The organism is Vibrio sp. 1249-1 (assembly GCF_033340495.1).
In genome coordinates this window covers 53,227-71,507 of record NZ_JAWOWJ010000016.1, presented here as the reverse complement: position 1 = coordinate 71,507, position 18,281 = coordinate 53,227, and the positions used below count along the sequence as shown (strand labels likewise).

Below are 18,281 nucleotides of genomic sequence, written 5' to 3'. Positions count from 1 at the left end.
TTGTTCGCATAACGTTTGATTGCTATGCCTAAAGGTTTATATCCTTAATTATATAGACAAAAAGTGCAGGTTTCGCTGCACTTTTGTCAATTGTTTGCTAGGTAAATCAGCACCTTGTCACATTCTCTCTACTGAGACGCAGCAAGATTGCCCTTTGCCTTATGCTTCCATCTCTTGAATTTTCACTTTCCAAGTGTCTGGACCAATTTGGTGCGCGTTAACACCATTTGAGTCGACGGCCACTGTTACTGGCATATCTTCAACTTCAAATTCGTAAATCGCTTCCATACCTAAATCTTCAAATGCGACAACGCGAGCTTTCTTGATCGCTTTCGCCACCAAGTACGCAGCGCCACCTACAGCCATTAGGTAAACCGCTTTGTGATTCTTGATAGATTCAACCGTTGCAGGGCCACGCTCAGCTTTACCGATCATGCCCATGATGCCGGTCTTTTCTAGCATCATGTCGGTGAATTTATCCATACGCGTTGATGTTGTTGGGCCAGCAGGACCAACGACTTCATCACCAACTGCATCGACAGGGCCTACGTAGTAAATGAACTTACCGTTGAGATCTACGCCTTCAGGTAGACCTTCACCGTTATCTAGCATGCCTTGAATACGTTTATGCGCAGCATCACGACCAGTCAGAATTTTACCTGATAGAAGAACCGTTTCGCCTGTCTTCCACTCTTGTACTTCTTCTTTAGTAATTGTGTCTAAGTTTACGCGACGCGTATTTTCGCCCGCTTCCCAAGTGATATCTGGCCAATCTTCTAGTTTAGGTGGTGTTAGCTCTGCTGGGCCGCTACCATCAAGCGTGAAGTGTACGTGACGAGTCGCCGCACAGTTCGGGATCAAACAAACAGGCTTAGAAGCCGCGTGCGTTGGCGCAGTTTTGATTTTAACGTCGACAACAGTCGTCAAACCGCCAAGACCTTGCGCACCGATACCAAGTTTGTTCACGCGATTGAAGATATCCAAACGAAGCTCTTCTTCTGCGTTTTGTGGGCCACGGTCAATAAGTTCTTGAATATCGATGTGTTCCATTAGAGATTCTTTTGCCAATACCGCTGCTTTTTCAGCCGTACCGCCGATACCAATGCCAAGCATGCCAGGAGGACACCAGCCCGCCCCCATTGTTGGTAGCGTTTTTTCTACCCACTCAGCAATATCGTCAGATGGGTTTAGCATCACCATCTTAGTTTTGTTTTCGCTACCGCCGCCCTTCGCAGCGATCTGAATTTCAACTTTATCGCCCGGAACCATGTTGATATGTACGACGGCAGGCGTGTTGTCTTTGGTATTAATACGTTTACCAGCAGGGTCCATTAGTACTGACGCACGCAACGGGTTATCAGGGTTCGTGTACGCTTGTCGAACACCTTCATCTACCATCTGCTGAACCGTCATGTCGGTCGAATCCCATTGCACGCCCATACCGATGTTGACGAAACACGTCACAATACCAGTATCCTGACAAATTGGACGGTGACCTTCTGCGGACATTCGGGAGTTAATTAAGATCTGAGCAATCGCGTCTTTAGCGGCTTGGCTCTCTTCGCGGTGATAGGCTTTTTCAAGAGCTTGAACAAAGTCTAGCGGGTGGTAGTAAGAAATATACTGTAGCGCATCAGCGACACTGCTGATCACATCCTGCTTGCGTATTACCGTCATTACATGCCTCGTTATAGTTATGCTTCCATTATTGGCTTGGCTTCAATCGTGTTTGTTGAGCTTATTGCTCTTTTGAGCTTCGTTTTTTGTAAACAATTGTCGAACGGCTGATATCGACACACGAAATGCTGAAGTTGCCTACTTGTAAACCATCTCAAAACCCTATGAATAGAGGGAGTTTGGCTATACAGAGGAATATGATACTCTTGCTGCCCATGACATGCCATGCAGTGAACGATCTCTTTGTCACAAATTACACAAATGAACAACATGGACAATCAATTCATTGATTTTAAAGCGCTGGAATACGCACCAGAGTTTACTCTTCACCTTTTTTCTCGCATTCAACACCTACCTTGGGCGATGTTGCTGCGTTCTGCATCAGAAACGCATATCGATAGCCGCTTCGATGTGTTGGTCTCCAACCCAATTGCAACGTTAGAAACCACTGCCGACAACACACAAGTTGAAACGCCATCGAATGCCTATTCAACTCAAGATGACCCATTTGCGCTGCTTCATCAGTTGCAAGAACAGTGGCTTCCTCACGTAGAGTTAAATAAAGAATTGGATCTGCCTTTTGTCGGCGGTGCGCTCGGTTACTTCAGTTACGATTTAGGTCGCCGCGTAGAAACGATGCCAGAAGTGGCAGAAAAGGACCTCAACACGCCGGATATGGCGGTAGGTCTGTATGAATGGGCCGTTGTTGTTGACCACCACCTAAAAAAAGCATGCTTAGTCGGTCAGAACATCGAGCAAGCTTGGCAATGGTTAAACGAGCAAAAAGCAGAACAAACCGTTGACTTCGCTTTGTCTGGTGATTGGCAGTCAAACATGACGAAAGAGAGCTACGCCACTCGCTTTGACAAGGTGCAAGAATACTTGTTGAGCGGTGACTGTTATCAGATCAATTTGGCGCAGCGCTTTAACGCACCGTATCAAGGCAGCGAGTGGCAAGCGTATCTGAAATTGGAGTCCGCCAACCAAGCGCCATTCTCAGCGTTTATCCGTATGCCTGAGTCTTCGATTTTGAGTATCTCTCCAGAGCGCTTTTTAGAGCTCAAAGATCGCGTCATTGAAACGAAACCAATCAAAGGTACTCGACCACGCAGCGAAGATCCAAAGCAAGATAACGCTAATGCTCATGACTTGCAGACAGCGGAAAAAGATCAGGCAGAAAACCTGATGATTGTCGATTTGCTGCGTAATGATATTGGTCGAGTTGCATCACCGGGTAGCGTTCACGTTCCAAAGCTGTTCGATATTGAAAGCTTCCCTGCCGTGCATCATTTGGTGAGCACCATTCGTGCAAATTTGGATGAACAATACGCTCCTGCGGATTTGCTGCGAGCGTGTTTTCCAGGCGGTTCAATTACGGGCGCACCTAAAGTTCGCGCAATGCAGATTATTGAAGAACTGGAGCCGCATCGACGCAGCGCGTATTGCGGCAGTATTGGCTACATTTCACGCCATGGTCGTATGGACACCAGCATTACTATCCGAACTCTTGTAGCGGAAAAAAACAAACTTTACGCTTGGGCTGGCGGCGGCGTCGTGGCAGATAGCGATTGCGCCTCTGAGTATCAAGAAACGTTGGATAAGCTTTCAAAGATTTTGCCAGCGCTGCAATCGTAGGTTTCAACAGCACACAACGCCGCTTTAATGCTATTGACGAAAACAATCTAAAACGCTTCCAGAACGGATAATGCCGCTCATTTAACAGCGAGTGGCATATTTCTGTATCTCATCACCCTGCACAGCGACGAAAGAGCGTGATACAGGTTCTTCTATTCAAGCACTTTGTGGTCAAATTTGTTTCATTATCCGCTCGGCGTGCTGCTACTAGATTCTTAGTCTAGCCAAGGCTCGCTAGAATGACCCAAAAAACATCGTTAAATGATCGGCATTATCCGGTGTGGTGCGCTTTTTTGTGTGTTTTATTTGCATGTACTTTAGCTTTTAGCCGTTGGCCAACAAACATACTTTTTAAGAGGCAGCGTCTACTGCTCAAGCCACTTACACATAATCTGTTCGATATCGGTTGCGGTGTACGGCTTAGTGAGGATGTCGTCCATGCCTGAATCAATACACTTTTGACGCTCTTCGATGGTAGTGCCAGCGGTTAATGCAATAATAGGATGAGTAAAGCCACGCTCTCTCAGATACATCGTCGCCTCATAACCATCCATTTCTGGCATTCGGCAGTCCATGAATATCAGTTCGTAGTCTTTACTTTTCACCGCTTCTAATGCTTCTTTGCCGTTGGCTTTTAAATCAGGTGTAATGTCGAGTTTTTTCAGCATTTGAGTAACAATGACTTGATTCATTCTGATGTCATCAACCACTAATATTGAGCGTCCTGCTAAATCGCTTCGCTCTATGGTGACCAATTCCCCCTCTGCTGTGCCTTGTGCTTGCCCTTCCTCAAGAGGAATAGCAACTTTAAAAGTTGTCCCTTTGCGCTCTTCACTCTCAAAGCTAATTTGACCTTGCATCAAATCCACGAGGTTTTTACAAATCGCGAGACCTAAACCTGAGCCTTCAAAGCTGCGTTTCGCCGAGCGATCAACTTGGACAAATGGGTCAAAGAGTGACGGCTGTGCTTTTATTGGGATGCCAATACCAGTGTCTTCAACCTCAAAATAAGCCGTGCCGTTAAGCCATTCCACCCGTAACACGACGCCACCCAAGTGCGTAAACTTAATCGCGTTTCCCACCAAGTTAACCAAAATTTGTGTAATGCGCTCTAAGTCACCGACTAAAAATTCCGGGATCCCCAGCTTTTTGTCGATAGAGAAATGGATACGTTTTTCCGCAGCCTTAGCTGCAAATACACCCATGATGGCTTTTTCAAGCTCCTCCCAGGCAAAGACTTTATGTATGATTTCCATCATACCGGCATTCATCTTACTGAAATCAAGAAGATCATTAATGATAACTCTCAATAAGTCCCCTGATTGAGTCAGATTGCTCAAGTATTGACGCTGCTCTTCTTCTAATTGGGTTCGACTCAATAACTCCGCACTACCCAATACGCCATTGAGAGGAGTTCGCAGCTCATGGTTAATCATGGCGACAAACTCCTTCGTCGCTTTTTCTGATTCCTCAGCCCGCTTTCTCAGCTCGACCTCTCGCTCTAAACTTAAGTGTCGACCAATAACACCATGAACTAAGTCAGACACGAGCTCCATCTGTTTGGAAATAAAAGACTGATCGATTTGATCTTGCAACACAGAGAAAATCAACTCCCCAACCGTTTCCCCATCAATGATAACTGGCAAATGCAAATTCTCTCCCTGCCAATTAGGAGAGGTTAAAATCTCGTTGTTATGACGAAGCTGTAAGTGACCAAAGTGATGACGACGCAATGAGCTCAGCTTTGTAGCGTCAAGAAACAAGTAAGCCGCAGAAATGATCGAGTTAGAAGTGAGCTGCTCAATAAAGCTCGCTATCATTGCTTCATCGAACGTGCTCGATAAAAAAGTACGACCGAACTTAATCAACGTGGCATCAATTTGCTCTTCAAACTCAAACTTACGAAGATCCTTTTTAGATTTCAGCTCCAGCTTTTTCAATGCAACACTGAGTTGCTGGTTGGATTCATATAACTCTAAGCTTTTCTGTTCCAACAGCTGCTCAGCTGCTTTTCTTGATGCAACTTCTCGTTTGAGTTTCCTTTCTAATGAGGAACTTCCCGTCATATCGTTCTTATTGAGCCTCTAACCAAAAACGTACTTTGCTGCCATCTTCTGACTGGTTTTGATGTTTGATATGAACTACCTCACCAAAATGTGCAGCACAACCTTTTATCAATCCTAAGCATACGTGAGACATACATCTTGCGCTGTGGTAGTCAAATACCAATTGGGATTGGTTTTCACTAATGAAATCAAATTGCGGAGGGTTAGCATCAGGATAGAGCTTCTTAACTTCGACATGAATAAAGTCTTCAACATGGCGAACAAATTGAAACGTCGTTTCACACTGTTGCAAACTGGCGTGACTAGGAATAGAGCGAAGTAAATTCAAAAAGACGCACTCTCCAAACACCTCTTGCAGTTGCTCGGGGGGAACACCAGATACTTTACTGAGATTCACGATCAACTTAACCAAGTCTTTGTGATCGTAACTACCAACAGCAGTGTAAACACCTTCATCGTTAGAAAGATCGAGAACTTGGTCTAACACATCAAGACCGAATTTCTCTTCCACTAACTCCATGAACTCGGTGAAAATAATCCCTTTCATTGGCCAATACTTGCCCTATAGTGACGTCCTAAAATAAAGAATGGTGTATAACCTTATAAGTTTCAAATTAATATGTTCAAGTAGAGTGAGACACACAACACAAAGAGGGAAAGTGCTGGCGAGTGCTTTAATGCGAATGTTTTATTTGGTAACCAGTAACGATAACGCCATACGCTTTGCCGTCTTTGAGTATAATAAATAATGGTTAGGCACGATAAATAAGGACTCAGTTTGGTTATCGACAAAACTCATTTACTACAGAACTTTCAATTTCGGCTTCCAACGGGCTACCACAAAGAGTCCCTTGCACGACTGAAATGGATGAAAGAAAAGTCCCTGAGAGATGCGGCAGTCTTAATCGGTTTTGTGGAACGCGATGACGGGTTACAAGTCATTCTGACTAAGCGTGCAGCCCACTTACGCCATCATCCGGGACAAATCAGCTTTCCCGGTGGCAAATATGAGCAGGAAGATATTCAGCTCGTGAATACCGCTTTAAGGGAAACCAAAGAAGAAGTTGGGATAGAAGATGAGCATATTCATGTGTTTGGTCAACTGCCTACACTACCAACGATTAGTCAATTTAATGTGACACCTTTTTTGGCTTTTGTTTCTCCGGAATATAAAACGCATATTGACCCAAATGAAGTAGAGTCAGTTTTTGAGGTTCCTGCCAACCATATTCTGAACCCCAAAAAATTGTATAGCACCAAATTTGACCTAAAAAGAAGCAGTCATCGTGTATTTGCTATCCCATATAGACAGCATTTCATCTGGGGCATGACGGCACAAATTATCGAATCAATGCAAAAACATATTATTTCACATTAAATAGTTGTTGATATCGGTGCTTTTATAGGCGCGATCATTATGCGCATCAATATTAATAAAACGTTGCTTCATAAACATTCATTCACATTAGATTAATTTTCCATTTTCACCGCAAACGCTTGCGGTGAAATAAATTTATACAAACAGCCCTATTGATAAGTTTTTCTAATTTTACTCATTAGCAGAAATCACGAGTAGCACATCATTTTCGTGATAAAAAGCAGGTTTTTGACATATCATTCAATAAGCGTAAGCAATAAATGATTTAGATCTAATTTTCCTAGTGTAAAATCTTGCAAAATTACTCCCGACTTATTTCCTGTTCCCAAAATGAGTAACTAAAAAATGAATACAACTACTTCTGCGGTTTCTACCGCACAATCGTCTAGTAAGTTTTCTTACAAAGACTTTACCTGGTGTCTGTCCCTTTTTGGTACGGCAGTAGGTGCAGGTGTACTGTTCCTTCCTATTAAAGCAGGTGCAGGTGGCTTTTGGCCATTAGTAATCCTAGCCCTAATCGCAGCACCAATGACTTGGTTCGCACACAAATCTTTAGCTCGTTTCGTTCTTTCTGCGAAAAACCCTGAAGCGGACATCACCGACACAGTAGAAGAGCACTTTGGTAAGACTGGCGCAAACCTTATTACGTTCGCTTACTTCTTCGCTATCTACCCAATCGTACTTATCTACGGTGTTGGTATCACAAACACAGTTGACTCTTTCCTAGTTAACCAAATGGGCATGGAATCTATTCCTCGCTGGCTACTTTCTGGTGCACTTATTGCTGCAATGACAGCAGGCGTAGTATTCGGTAAAGAGCTTATGCTGAAAGCAACTTCAGCAATGGTTTACCCTCTCGTGTTCATCCTACTAGCACTGTCTGTATACCTAATTCCTGGTTGGAACACTTCAATGATGGAAGTGTCACCTGACTGGGGTGCAATGCCAGCTATCGTTTGGCTAGCAATCCCTGTTATTGTGTTCTCTTTCAACCACAGCCCAATCATTTCTCAGTTCTCTAAAGAGCAACGTCGTGTATACGGTGATGACGCAGTTAAGAAAACTGACGCTATCACCGGTGGCGCAGCAATGATGCTGATGGGCTTTGTTATGTTCTTCGTTTTCTCTGTTGTACTTTCTCTGTCTCCAGAGCAACTAGCAACGGCGCAAGAGCAAAACATCTCTGTTCTCTCTTACCTAGCAAACGTGCATGAATCTCCACTGATCTCTTACATGGGTCCATTGGTTGCTTTCGCAGCGATCACCTCTAGCTACTTTGGCCACTTCTTAGGTGCGCACGAAGGTCTAGTTGGTCTAGTGAAATCTCGTTCAAAATCACCAGTAAGCAAGATCGAGAAGATGTCTCTAATCTTCATTGTAATCACAACTTGGATCGTTGCTATCGTTAACCCAAGCATCCTAGGTATGATTGAAACAATGGGTGCACCGATGATTGCCGCAATCCTATTCTTGATGCCAATCTTCGCAATGCAAAAAGTTCCTGCGATGGCTAAGTACAAAACTTCAGCACCTGTGCAAATTTTCACAGCAATCTGTGGTCTTGCTGCAATTAGTTCTGTAATCTACGGCGCTCTTTAATCATCTCTGCCCAGTGCAGTATGATTAATCCAAAAATATAACGATAAAATTAAGCCTCCCAACTCCCCTTGGGAGGCTTTCTTCTGAGGTAATCGATATGATTAGTGTTTTTGATATCTATAAAATCGGTGTTGGACCTTCAAGCTCACACACTGTAGGCCCAATGAAAGCGGGTAAAGAGTTTATTGATGATCTTCGTGCAATGGGAAAACTGCGCGACATCACTAAAATCACCGTTGACGTTTATGGATCACTATCACTGACAGGGAAAGGTCACCACACAGATATTGCTATCATCATGGGTCTTGCAGGCAACACTCCTGAGAAAGTTGATATCGATTCTATCCCGGGCTTTATCGCTCGTGTAGAAGAAACTGAACGCCTTCCTGTTGGCATGCACTGTCACACAGTATCGTTCCCACGTGAAGGTGGAATGAACTTCCACAAAACAAACCTAGAGCTACACGAAAACGGCATGCAGATCCACGCTTGGATTGATGACGAAAAAGCGTACTCAAAAACTTACTACTCTATCGGCGGTGGTTTCATCGTTGATGAAGAAAATTTCGGTAAAGAAGCTGAGAACCCAGTAAAAGTACCTTACCCGTTTACAACGGCAGAGGAACTGGTTAACCAATGCCATGAAAGTGGATTGTCCATCAGCGCACTAACCATGAAGAATGAGCATGCGCTTCATTCAGATGAAGAAACTCGTACTTATTTCGCAAACATCTGGCGCACAATGCGCGAGTGTATGGATCGCGGTATGAATGAAGAAGGTATTTTGCCAGGTCCATTGCGTGTGCCTCGCCGTGCAGCAGCACTTCGCCAGCAGCTACTTACTTCAGAAAAGACAACAAACGACCCAATGTCTGTTGTTGATTGGGTAAACATGTTTGCTTTCGCAGTAAACGAAGAGAACGCAGCAGGTGGCCGCGTTGTTACAGCACCAACTAACGGTGCGTGTGGCATCATCCCTGCGGTACTGGCTTACTACGATAAGTTCATCCAAACTGTGACTGAAAAAGATTACATCCGTTACTTTGCAGCTTCTGGCGCAATCGGTGGTCTTTACAAGCGTAACGCGTCGATCTCTGGTGCAGAGGTTGGCTGTCAGGGTGAAGTTGGCGTGGCATGTTCTATGGCAGCAGCAGGCCTTGCTGAGCTTATGGGTGGTAGCCCAGAGCAAGTATGTATGGCAGCAGAAATCGCAATGGAGCACAACTTAGGTCTAACGTGTGACCCAGTTGCAGGTCAGGTTCAGGTTCCATGTATCGAGCGTAACGGTATTGCGGCAGTAAAAGCAATCAACTCTACTCGTATGGCACTACGTCGCTCTTCAGCTCCAACTGTTTCTCTAGATAAGGTTATCGAAACCATGCTAGAAACAGGTAAAGACATGAACGCGAAATACCGCGAAACATCTCAAGGTGGTCTAGCAATCAAAGTGATTTGCTAACACGCCTTTCTGAATACCAATCAAAACCCGAGTTTATGCTCGGGTTTTTTTATACCCCAAAAACCCAGGAGAATGCGTTATCAGGACAAGTAAAAAAAAACCTAAAACGTTGAATATATCCAAATATTATGGATATCTCAGTAAAAAATCACATCTCTTCCCTAGCTTTATTGATAACGTAGCCAAAAATTAAACTTGGAGCACATCAACACATGATTAGGTTTGAAATTGGAAACCAAATCTGCGTTTGCTTGTCCGAAAACGAAATATCTCTAGAGCTCAATCAGTCACTCCACCACTCCATTCCTGTCAACCCAAATGAGTACGCCATTCTGTCAACTATCGCCACATACGGCAGTTTAAATACGCCGATTAGTCAGCGGTTAATAGAAAGCAAAATCACTCAACAATACAAAATGACACTGCCTGAAAATGGCTTTAAAAACGCGGTGGCCGCTCTAAGAAAGAAATTTCGCAAGCTCACGGAAGAACATTTAACCACTAACAAAAACATTATCGAAAACATTCACCGGACCGGATACTTCATCCCTTTTACTATGCAAAACAACCATCAGAATGGCATCGAACATCAACAGAAGATCAATCAATACACAACCAATAGTCTTCGCAAAGCGCTTCGTATTTGCCTGCGTAATAAAAAGATCTATTCAGAAGCAATGTGGGTTGTGTTGATCACTGCGATCATTTTCTTTGCTATCTGTTACTACGCGATAAACAGCATCGTTAAACATAATTATCTGGATAACGCCTTCGAAATTGCAGAGAACCTTTCCCGCAGGAGTTGCTTTGCTAATGAAAGCGAACTGAAGTCACTATTTGATAATGTGAAGTTGGTGGAATCGAGCATGATGCTAGATCGTTTCAATATTCGATGCTTAGTCACTCCAGAAACCGTTGTCCCTGTCAGCAAAAAAGCCTTTGAAGAGTGGAGTAACAATAACAATTACACCACCCAATCATTTGACTTAAATAACGCAACCGTTTTGGTTCGTGTTAAAAACATTAACTTATCCGACAATGTTGAAAATCATATTTCACGTTTTTTTCTTTCTGGTATGAAGCTATCAACGAATACCGGAACGTCGTTAGAGATTGGTAACACCAATGAACGCTTTTTCAATTATCACGTAAAGAATAGTGGCTATAAAGAGGTGTATTACATCTCTGGACCGTTTCAAAGTATCATTCTACTGAGCTTACTTTTTCTCATTATACTGCGTCACCGCTCCCTACAAGCCTTTATGGCTTACTTGTGCGCAATTCGACAATTCAAAATAAAACTGGAACCGATTTATAACACTTCGGCACAAAAGATTGTGCACTACGAAGCCCTCTCCCGGTTTAAGGTAAAAAATACGCAACGGTTTATTGAAACACTGATCCGCAATGGATTGCTGCTAACTCATACCTTACTGGTGATTGATTCCATCTACACCAAACAAAAAGCGTTGCCCATCCCTATCAGCATTAACGTTTGTCCTTCTTTGCTGCGAGGGCGTAACTTTTCAATCCTATATAGAGAGCTATCTAATCGGGATTGCCGTTTGCTGACAATCGAAATCACAGAAAATGCATCGATGTACTATACCTCTGAGATTTATGGCAATGTCGCGAAACTAAAAGCTCTGGATTGTAAAATCAGTATTGATGACTTTGGCACCGGTAATAATAATGTGGCGCTTATCAGCAAGCTGAATCCGGACTATCTAAAAATCGACCGAGAATTTGTTATTGGCCTAAAAACTGATGATAAAAAGATAGAAACCTTGCGTCAGTTAATTGCTATGGGCAATACGTATCGCTGCACGGTCATTGTTGAAGGCGTAGAAACGGCAGACAGTGCTCACTTACTCACAACATTGGGCGCATACATTCACCAAGGTTATTATTACCCTCTTCATTGCTAGCTTTTCTTCACTCGGTTAGTTACTTAAAATAGATTTAATACTCTATAAAAACTCGTGGTGGCATAACGGTATGCCGCCAATTTGTGATTGAGCGATGATTGCGATTAAACCCACCAAACTGAAAGATTTTTCAAGTTTGATGCAATTGGATGTGCAAGAAGAGCAAAAAGGATTTTTTACACCGTTTGAAATGGCTTATCAAAAACGTAGTAAGTCAGAGGCGTTCTTTACGATTTATTCTGATGATCTATTAGTAGGCTACCTTGTTATCGATAAAGGTTTCTCCCAACATGCGCCGTTTGCTAAACGATACGAACTGGAGCTTAAATACTTGATGATTGATCAACGTTTCCAACGTCAAGGGGTTGGGAGTGAGGCATTGCGTAAACTGTTCCTTTATGCGTATACCATTAACCCTAAAAGCACCTCTCTTTGCGCCACTGTCCCACAAAGTCAGCAATACGCTATCAGTTTTTTTGATGCGTGCGGATTCATTAATACAGAGGAAACAACATTGGGTGATAATGAAAAAGAATGGATTCTACGACATCCATTAAGCTAGCTGGTGAAGCATAATCAAAATTGGGGCATTCAGATACAACAAAGGCAAGCTTCTCGCTTGCCTTTGTTTAATGCTCAATAGAAAGTGACTTATTCGCCTTTGTAAATACAACCCGCTGTGCACGTTTCTTTGATTTCTACTTTACTTAGCAGTGGTAAGCTTGGCTTAAGCTGCTGCCAAATCCATTTTGCTAACACTTCGCTAGTCGGGTTCTCTAACCCTTCAATGTCGTTTAGGTAGTAATGGTCTAAGCGATTGTAAATTGGTTTAAATGCAGCTTTAATCTCTGCAAAATCCACTACCCAACCTGTATGTGGATCAACTTCACCTTCTACATAAAGACGAACAAGGAAAGAGTGTCCGTGCAAACGACCACACTTGTGACCTTCTGGTACGTGTGGCAAATGGTGTGCTGCTTCGAACATAAACTCTTTGTATAATTCTGTTTTCATCTTGATTCTCAGGCTTTAAAAAGACAGGCAATACTAAGGAATTCGCTGCCAAGAGACAAGCGTTACCCCATACAAGCGTAGCAAAAACTTCCGCTGGTTCCCGGCCTCTTTGCTATCACTCACACCAAAGCGCCGTATTTCTGTCACGCGCCAAACATTTGATTACACAGCACTCACATCACAATTACATATCCCCAACATGTGTGGGGTCACAATCATTCATTTCGTTGTTCGCAGTGCGCATTTGTGCACATTAATATTGTGCAGTTCGTTCCAATTACACTTATAAATTTATGCGCTCAACTATCACTTTTAAGCTCTTACTGGCGTTAATTGCTGTCTTCAGCTGCGTTCTAGCTGCCTCTACGGCTTACCAATACCATCAACAAAAAACCTTAATCAATGATGTTCTTAGTGAACAACTCCATGATAAGGCTAGTAATTATTTCGATAGCCTAAATATGATGATGCTTACGGGCACCATGTCGCAAAAAGAGACCTTACGTCAAAAAGCCCTGGCCCAAGAAGGCATTGAAGCAGTTCGCGTGTTGCGAGCTGATACTGTGACCAAACTTTACGGACCTGGGCAACAAAACCAGCAGCCTGTCGATGATATTGATCAACGAGCGTTGAATGGTGAACTGGTGATTGAACCAATCTCAGCCGATTGGGGCAAAGGGTTAGTAGTCGCGCTACCAATGAAATCGAGCGAAAATTACCGTGGCACCAACTGCGTTTCTTGCCACGTTGCACCAGCAGGAGAAGTGTTGGGCGCGATTCGCTTGGAATACAACATGAATCATGTCAATTCAATGATCAGTAAACAGGCAATGTTTGCGATGGGAATAATGGCCGTAATCGCATTTGTGGGCTTCATCATAACGATGAGTTTGATTCAGAAAATCATTGTACGACCAATTCAAAGAACGTCGAAATTCATGTCGAATGTGAGCCATAGCAAAGATCTATCTCAACGACTTATGCATCACCAACAGGATGAAGTGGGCCAACTTTCTACAGCCATCAGTTCATTCATGGATACGGTCTCCGAAAGCTTAGAACGTGTGCAAGACACCTCTCACTCACTTGCCGACTCCGCGAGTAAACTAACTGCTGTCGCGCAGTCCACAGATAAAGCGGCCAATAACCAACAGCTAGAGACCAACGAAGTACAAAGTAATATCACCGATATGTTGCAGCAACAAACTGCTGTTGAGGACTCGACTAACAACGCTACTGTTTTGGTCAATCACACCGTTGATGTCGCCACTCATAGTGCAAGCCAAGCACACAACGTCAGTGAAGACATCAAACAACTAGTAAGTAACATTGATACCGTACGGGAAAAAATCAGCTCTCTAAATCAAAGAACCGAAGAAGTGTCGTCCATTCTTGTGGTTATTAAGGGTATTGCAGAACAAACCAATCTGCTCGCGTTGAATGCTGCTATTGAAGCCGCCCGAGCCGGAGAGCAAGGGCGCGGTTTTGCGGTCGTCGCGGAAGAAGTGCGTAACCTGGCTTCTAGGACGGCTGAGGCCACTGGTAATATTGAACATATCATTTCTCAATTCCAGCAAGGAAGTGAAGAGTCATTAACTTCTGTTGATACCGTCTGCCAGTTTGCTCATCAACGCTCTGTCGATGTCGAGGCACTATCAGCCACAATGCATAACGTTGTTGACGAAATGCGCCAAGTGCTCAGACATGCAGAAGATATCCAAAACCAGACGCAAACCACATCTGATGTAAGTCAGCATATTCAATCTAAAATAGATGTGATCACACTGCATGCTAACGACACATCACAATCAGCATCGCACACGCGTGATATTAGTGTTGATTTAGAGCATCTATCCGAACGTTTAGAGCAATTACTAAACCAATTCACACTTTCAGAGCACAAAAGAGTGAATAAATAGAGAGATTCTCCCCATCAAAACGAATATAAAGGTTGATGCGAGCGAATTGACAGGTAATATGTCTCGTTGAATCTGTAAAATGCTACCCAACTCAGCGCTTAGCTTGTTTTTTGAACAAAAATGTTATTAGACAAGTACTTTAAGTAAGCGTTGAGTTGAATTTTTACCTCAATGGAGAATATTGAAAACATGACTTACGCGCCTGTATCAGACGTATTGAAAGGTCAGCTAGCAGTAGACAGCGAAGTGACTGTTCGTGGCTGGATCCGTTCACGTCGTGATTCCAAAGCTGGAATCTCTTTCCTTGCCATATATGACGGCTCTTGTTTCGACCCGATTCAGGCCGTGGTCCCAAATAATCTTAATAATTACGAAGACGAAGTATTAAAGCTAACGACTGGCTGCTCTGTTGAAGTAACTGGTAAGATTGTTGAATCTCCTGCAAAGGGTCAAGACTTCGAACTTGCTGCCACTGACGTTAAAGTGGTTGGTTGGGTTGAAGATGCTGAAACTTACCCAATGGCAAAAACTCGTCACTCAATCGAGTACCTACGTGAAGTTGCGCACCTACGTCCGCGCACAAACGTAATCGGTGCAGTAGCACGTGTACGTAACTGCCTATCTCAAGCAATCCACCGCTTCTACCACGAGCAAGGTTACTTCTGGGTATCTGCGCCGTTGATCACGGCTTCAGATGCTGAAGGCGCTGGTGAAATGTTCCGCGTATCTACGCTAGACATGGAAAACCTTCCTCGCACTGACGCTGGTAAAGTGGACTACAACGAAGACTTCTTCGGTAAAGAGACGTTCCTAACCGTATCTGGTCAGCTAAACGCAGAAGCTTACGCTTGTGCGCTAAGCAAAGTTTACACTTTCGGCCCTACTTTCCGAGCTGAAAACTCAAACACAAGCCGCCACCTAGCAGAATTCTGGATGGTTGAGCCTGAAGTTGCGTTCGCAGAACTGGATGATGTAGCGAAACTGGCTGAAGACATGCTCAAGTACGTGTTTAAAGCAGTGCTTGCAGAGTGTCGCGATGACCTTGAGTTCTTCGCTCAACGCATCGACAAAGAAGCAATCACTCGTCTAGAGCAGTTCGTTTCTTCTGACTTCGCGCAAGTTGACTACACTGACGCAATCCAGATCCTTCTTGATTCAGGTCGTGAGTTCGAATTCCCAGTTGAATGGGGTATCGATATGTCTTCTGAGCACGAGCGTTTCCTTGCTGAAGAACACTTCAAAGCACCTGTAATCGTTAAGAACTACCCGAAAGACATTAAAGCATTCTACATGCGTGCTAACGATGACGGTAAAACAGTTGCAGCGATGGACGTTCTAGCACCGGGCATCGGCGAAATCATCGGTGGTTCTCAGCGTGAAGAGCGCCTAGACATTCTAGATGCACGTATGCGTGAAGTGGGTATCGATCCTGAACATATGAGCTGGTACCGCGACCTACGTAAATACGGTACAGTGCCACACGCAGGCTTCGGTCTAGGCTTCGAGCGCCTAGTATCTTACGTAACTGGTATGGGCAACGTTCGTGACGTGATCCCATTCCCACGTACTCCTCGCTCTGCGAACTTCTAATCACTTTTTAGTGATATTGAATTAAAAAGACCTCCCATGTGGAGGTCTTTTATTTTGTACGAATGATTTTCTAGCAACCGATGTATGCACTCTAGTTGTTATTTTCGTCGTCATCCTCATCTGCTCGCGCTGCGTATTTTACTCCAACCACACACAAGCCAAACATCACAAATGGGATAACGGCAGCAGTGTATTCCGTCCAAACCATATGAGAGAAAGATTTCGCCAATATCAAGTGTGCAAACACCAACAAAAATGCGCTAAAAATAGCAACACCCATCAACCTAAGTTCATGCTTTACCAACTGCTTTTTCATTACGGCTCCTAACCTAAATGGTTGTCTGCCCATGATTGAAACACAGCTTCGGTATCGTCCACTGATACAGTTTGAGCAAAAAACAGGTAAACAGTTGGCTAATGAAGTAATTCTCCGACCGTCTTCACGGCTTGTTCTAATTCATCATTTACAGGTAACGATGTATTAAGCCTCAGGTAGTTCTCATAATTTGGAGTGATAGAAAACAACTGACCAAATGCTACAGTGATGTTCGCTTCCAATAACTTCTGATAAATCGCTTTTCCGCACTTTGTTTTCGGCAGTTCTATCCAAAGAAAATAGCCGCCTTCCGGTTGCGTGTAACGAATCGATTGGGGAAAGTACTTATCAACCAGTTCAATAAACGCCAATTGCCGCTGCTCAAGATTCTTTCGCAGTTTTCTAAGATGGCTATCATAACTATCGTTTTGCAAGTAATGCGCGATACCCTGCTGGATTGGTGCACTGCCTGACAGCGTCGAGATAAGTTGCAGCTTTTGAAGTTGCTCATTGAAGCGTTTGTTTACCACCCAGCCCAGCCTATAGCCAGGGCAAAGGCTTTTTGAAAATGATCCACAATGCAACACGCGCTCTTGTGTATCAAAAGCTTTAAGTGAGCTTGGCTTTTTTTCAGAAAAATAAAGCTCTGAATACACATCATCTTCGATCAAGTACACATCGTATTTGTCAGCCAGTTCGACGATACGTTGCTTCTGCCCGTCACTTAATAAAGTTCCTGTTGGATTGTGAAAGTTAGTCATTAACCAACATGCGCGAACATTATTGCCGGCAAAAGTCGCTTCAATTTGATCCACTGAATGTCCAGTTAACGGATCCACCGTTATTTCTATCGCCTTTAGACCTAAACGTTCAATCGCTTGAAGTGCGCCATAAAACGTCGGTGATTCAACTACAACAGTATCTCCAGGCTGGGTCACGGCCTGAAGGCTCAAATTCAATGCTTCTAATGCGCCAGAAGTAACGACAATATCATCATGGGTAAACACCATACCTTGTTGGATGTACCGTTGAGCAATCAAACGGCGTAGAGACTCACAGCCCGGCGGCAAGTTATCCAATAACGTCTCTGCCCCCATCTTCCTGCCTGAGCTGGCTAGGTTGCGGTTTAGCGCTTCTAATGGGAACAATGCAGGGTCTGGAAACGCGGAGCCAAACTTCACCGCATTCGGTGAGGCCTGATTTTTGAGGTAGTCGTAAAGTTCATCGTTGATGCTGGAGCGATAAACGGAAGTGGCTGGAGAACTCGGTTCGAAGCGGTCCAACTCCGCAGTCACAAAGTATCCAGACTGAGGTTTCGCTGCGACCCAACCTTGTGCTTCGAGCAGCTGATAAGCTTGTAATACCGTACCTGCGCTGACAGAATGGTTTCGGCTTGTTACACGCACTGATGGCAGCTTTTCCCCTGCTCTCCATGTATTTTGCTGAATCTGCGTTTTGAACAGCTCAGCCAGTTGACGGTATCGGTTCATGTTTCCCTCATTTCACTTACAGCCGCACCATAGCATACTTCGCGCCAGCATTCTGATATGGGAGTATTCAATTTAGCAACGTAATTTATCAAGCTTATAATAGATATTTCAGCCACGAAGTGAGCGTTTATATCCCATACTTTGACTGTTACACACATATTGCCTTACATCTTTGCAATACCTAAAAGCCAAGGTTTTACGTTGGACTGA

Annotated in this window: 14 protein-coding genes; 8 read left to right on the top strand and 6 right to left on the bottom strand. The window is 43.8% G+C overall.

Annotated elements, in window-relative coordinates; translation table 11 throughout:
* Positions 1-159 precede the first annotated feature (159 nt).
* The gene (locus tag R7Z50_RS20785; RefSeq protein WP_005376905.1) at positions 160-1,677 is read right to left on the bottom strand and encodes a fumarate hydratase; all 1,518 of its coding nucleotides are present in this window, start codon (positions 1,675-1,677) and stop codon (positions 160-162) included.
* Between the two features lie 270 nt (positions 1,678-1,947).
* On the opposite strand from R7Z50_RS20785, the gene pabB reads away from it, so the two are divergent.
* On the top strand, positions 1,948-3,312 hold the full coding sequence (pabB, locus tag R7Z50_RS20780) for an aminodeoxychorismate synthase component I (protein ID WP_186584874.1): 1,365 nt from the start codon (positions 1,948-1,950) through the stop codon (positions 3,310-3,312).
* 365 nt (positions 3,313-3,677) lie between these two features.
* Here the strand turns inward: pabB and R7Z50_RS20775 are convergent, their stop codons facing one another.
* Together R7Z50_RS20775 and R7Z50_RS20770 are read right to left on the bottom strand one after the other, a co-directional pair.
* Positions 3,678-5,378 (bottom strand): ATP-binding protein, encoded by a 1,701-nt coding sequence (locus R7Z50_RS20775; RefSeq protein ID WP_005388280.1) that lies wholly within the window; start codon positions 5,376-5,378, stop codon positions 3,678-3,680.
* 7 nt (positions 5,379-5,385) lie between these two features.
* Positions 5,386-5,925, bottom strand: a complete 540-nt coding sequence (locus R7Z50_RS20770; protein ID WP_005388282.1) for a heme NO-binding domain-containing protein — start codon at positions 5,923-5,925, stop codon at positions 5,386-5,388.
* Positions 5,926-6,156: 231 nt separating this feature from the next.
* Between R7Z50_RS20770 and R7Z50_RS20765 the strand changes: the two genes are divergently transcribed.
* The 5 genes from R7Z50_RS20765 to R7Z50_RS20745 all read left to right on the top strand — a co-directional run bounded on the left by R7Z50_RS20765 (position 6,157) and on the right by R7Z50_RS20745 (position 12,304).
* Positions 6,157-6,756 (top strand): CoA pyrophosphatase, encoded by a 600-nt coding sequence (locus R7Z50_RS20765; RefSeq protein WP_005376901.1) that lies wholly within the window; start codon positions 6,157-6,159, stop codon positions 6,754-6,756.
* Between the two features lie 345 nt (positions 6,757-7,101).
* Positions 7,102-8,355 (top strand): aromatic amino acid transport family protein, encoded by a 1,254-nt coding sequence (locus tag R7Z50_RS20760; protein WP_005388284.1) that lies wholly within the window; start codon positions 7,102-7,104, stop codon positions 8,353-8,355.
* 97 nt (positions 8,356-8,452) lie between these two features.
* Positions 8,453-9,814, top strand: coding sequence for an L-serine ammonia-lyase (locus R7Z50_RS20755; RefSeq protein ID WP_005376899.1), 1,362 nt, complete (start codon positions 8,453-8,455; stop codon positions 9,812-9,814).
* Positions 9,815-10,026: 212 nt separating this feature from the next.
* Positions 10,027-11,742: an EAL domain-containing protein gene (locus R7Z50_RS20750; RefSeq protein ID WP_154204465.1), complete on the top strand. Its 1,716-nt coding sequence runs from the start codon at positions 10,027-10,029 to the stop codon at positions 11,740-11,742.
* Between the two features lie 94 nt (positions 11,743-11,836).
* Positions 11,837-12,304: a GNAT family N-acetyltransferase gene (locus tag R7Z50_RS20745; protein ID WP_017636099.1), complete on the top strand. Its 468-nt coding sequence runs from the start codon at positions 11,837-11,839 to the stop codon at positions 12,302-12,304.
* Positions 12,305-12,393: 89 nt separating this feature from the next.
* Here the strand turns inward: R7Z50_RS20745 and queD are convergent, their stop codons facing one another.
* A complete protein-coding gene (gene queD, locus R7Z50_RS20740) occupies positions 12,394-12,756 on the bottom strand; it encodes a 6-carboxytetrahydropterin synthase QueD (RefSeq protein WP_005376896.1) in 363 nt (120 codons plus the stop codon).
* 293 nt (positions 12,757-13,049) lie between these two features.
* Between queD and R7Z50_RS20735 the strand changes: the two genes are divergently transcribed.
* Together R7Z50_RS20735 and asnS are read left to right on the top strand one after the other, a co-directional pair.
* Positions 13,050-14,675 carry a methyl-accepting chemotaxis protein gene (locus R7Z50_RS20735; RefSeq protein WP_005389247.1) on the top strand — a complete coding sequence of 542 codons (1,626 nt, stop codon included), beginning with the start codon at positions 13,050-13,052 and terminating at the stop codon, positions 14,673-14,675.
* A gap of 189 nt (positions 14,676-14,864) precedes the next feature.
* Entirely contained in the window at positions 14,865-16,265 is a 1,401-nt protein-coding gene (gene asnS / locus R7Z50_RS20730) for an asparagine--tRNA ligase (protein WP_017636101.1), read from the top strand.
* Between the two features lie 91 nt (positions 16,266-16,356).
* On the opposite strand, the gene R7Z50_RS20725 is transcribed toward asnS, so the two are convergent.
* Positions 16,357-16,581: a hypothetical protein gene (locus tag R7Z50_RS20725; RefSeq protein ID WP_017636102.1), complete on the bottom strand. Its 225-nt coding sequence runs from the start codon at positions 16,579-16,581 to the stop codon at positions 16,357-16,359.
* 98 nt (positions 16,582-16,679) lie between these two features.
* A complete protein-coding gene (locus R7Z50_RS20720; RefSeq protein WP_318149243.1) occupies positions 16,680-18,071 on the bottom strand; it encodes a PLP-dependent aminotransferase family protein in 1,392 nt (463 codons plus the stop codon).
* Positions 18,072-18,281: the final 210 nt, after the last annotated feature.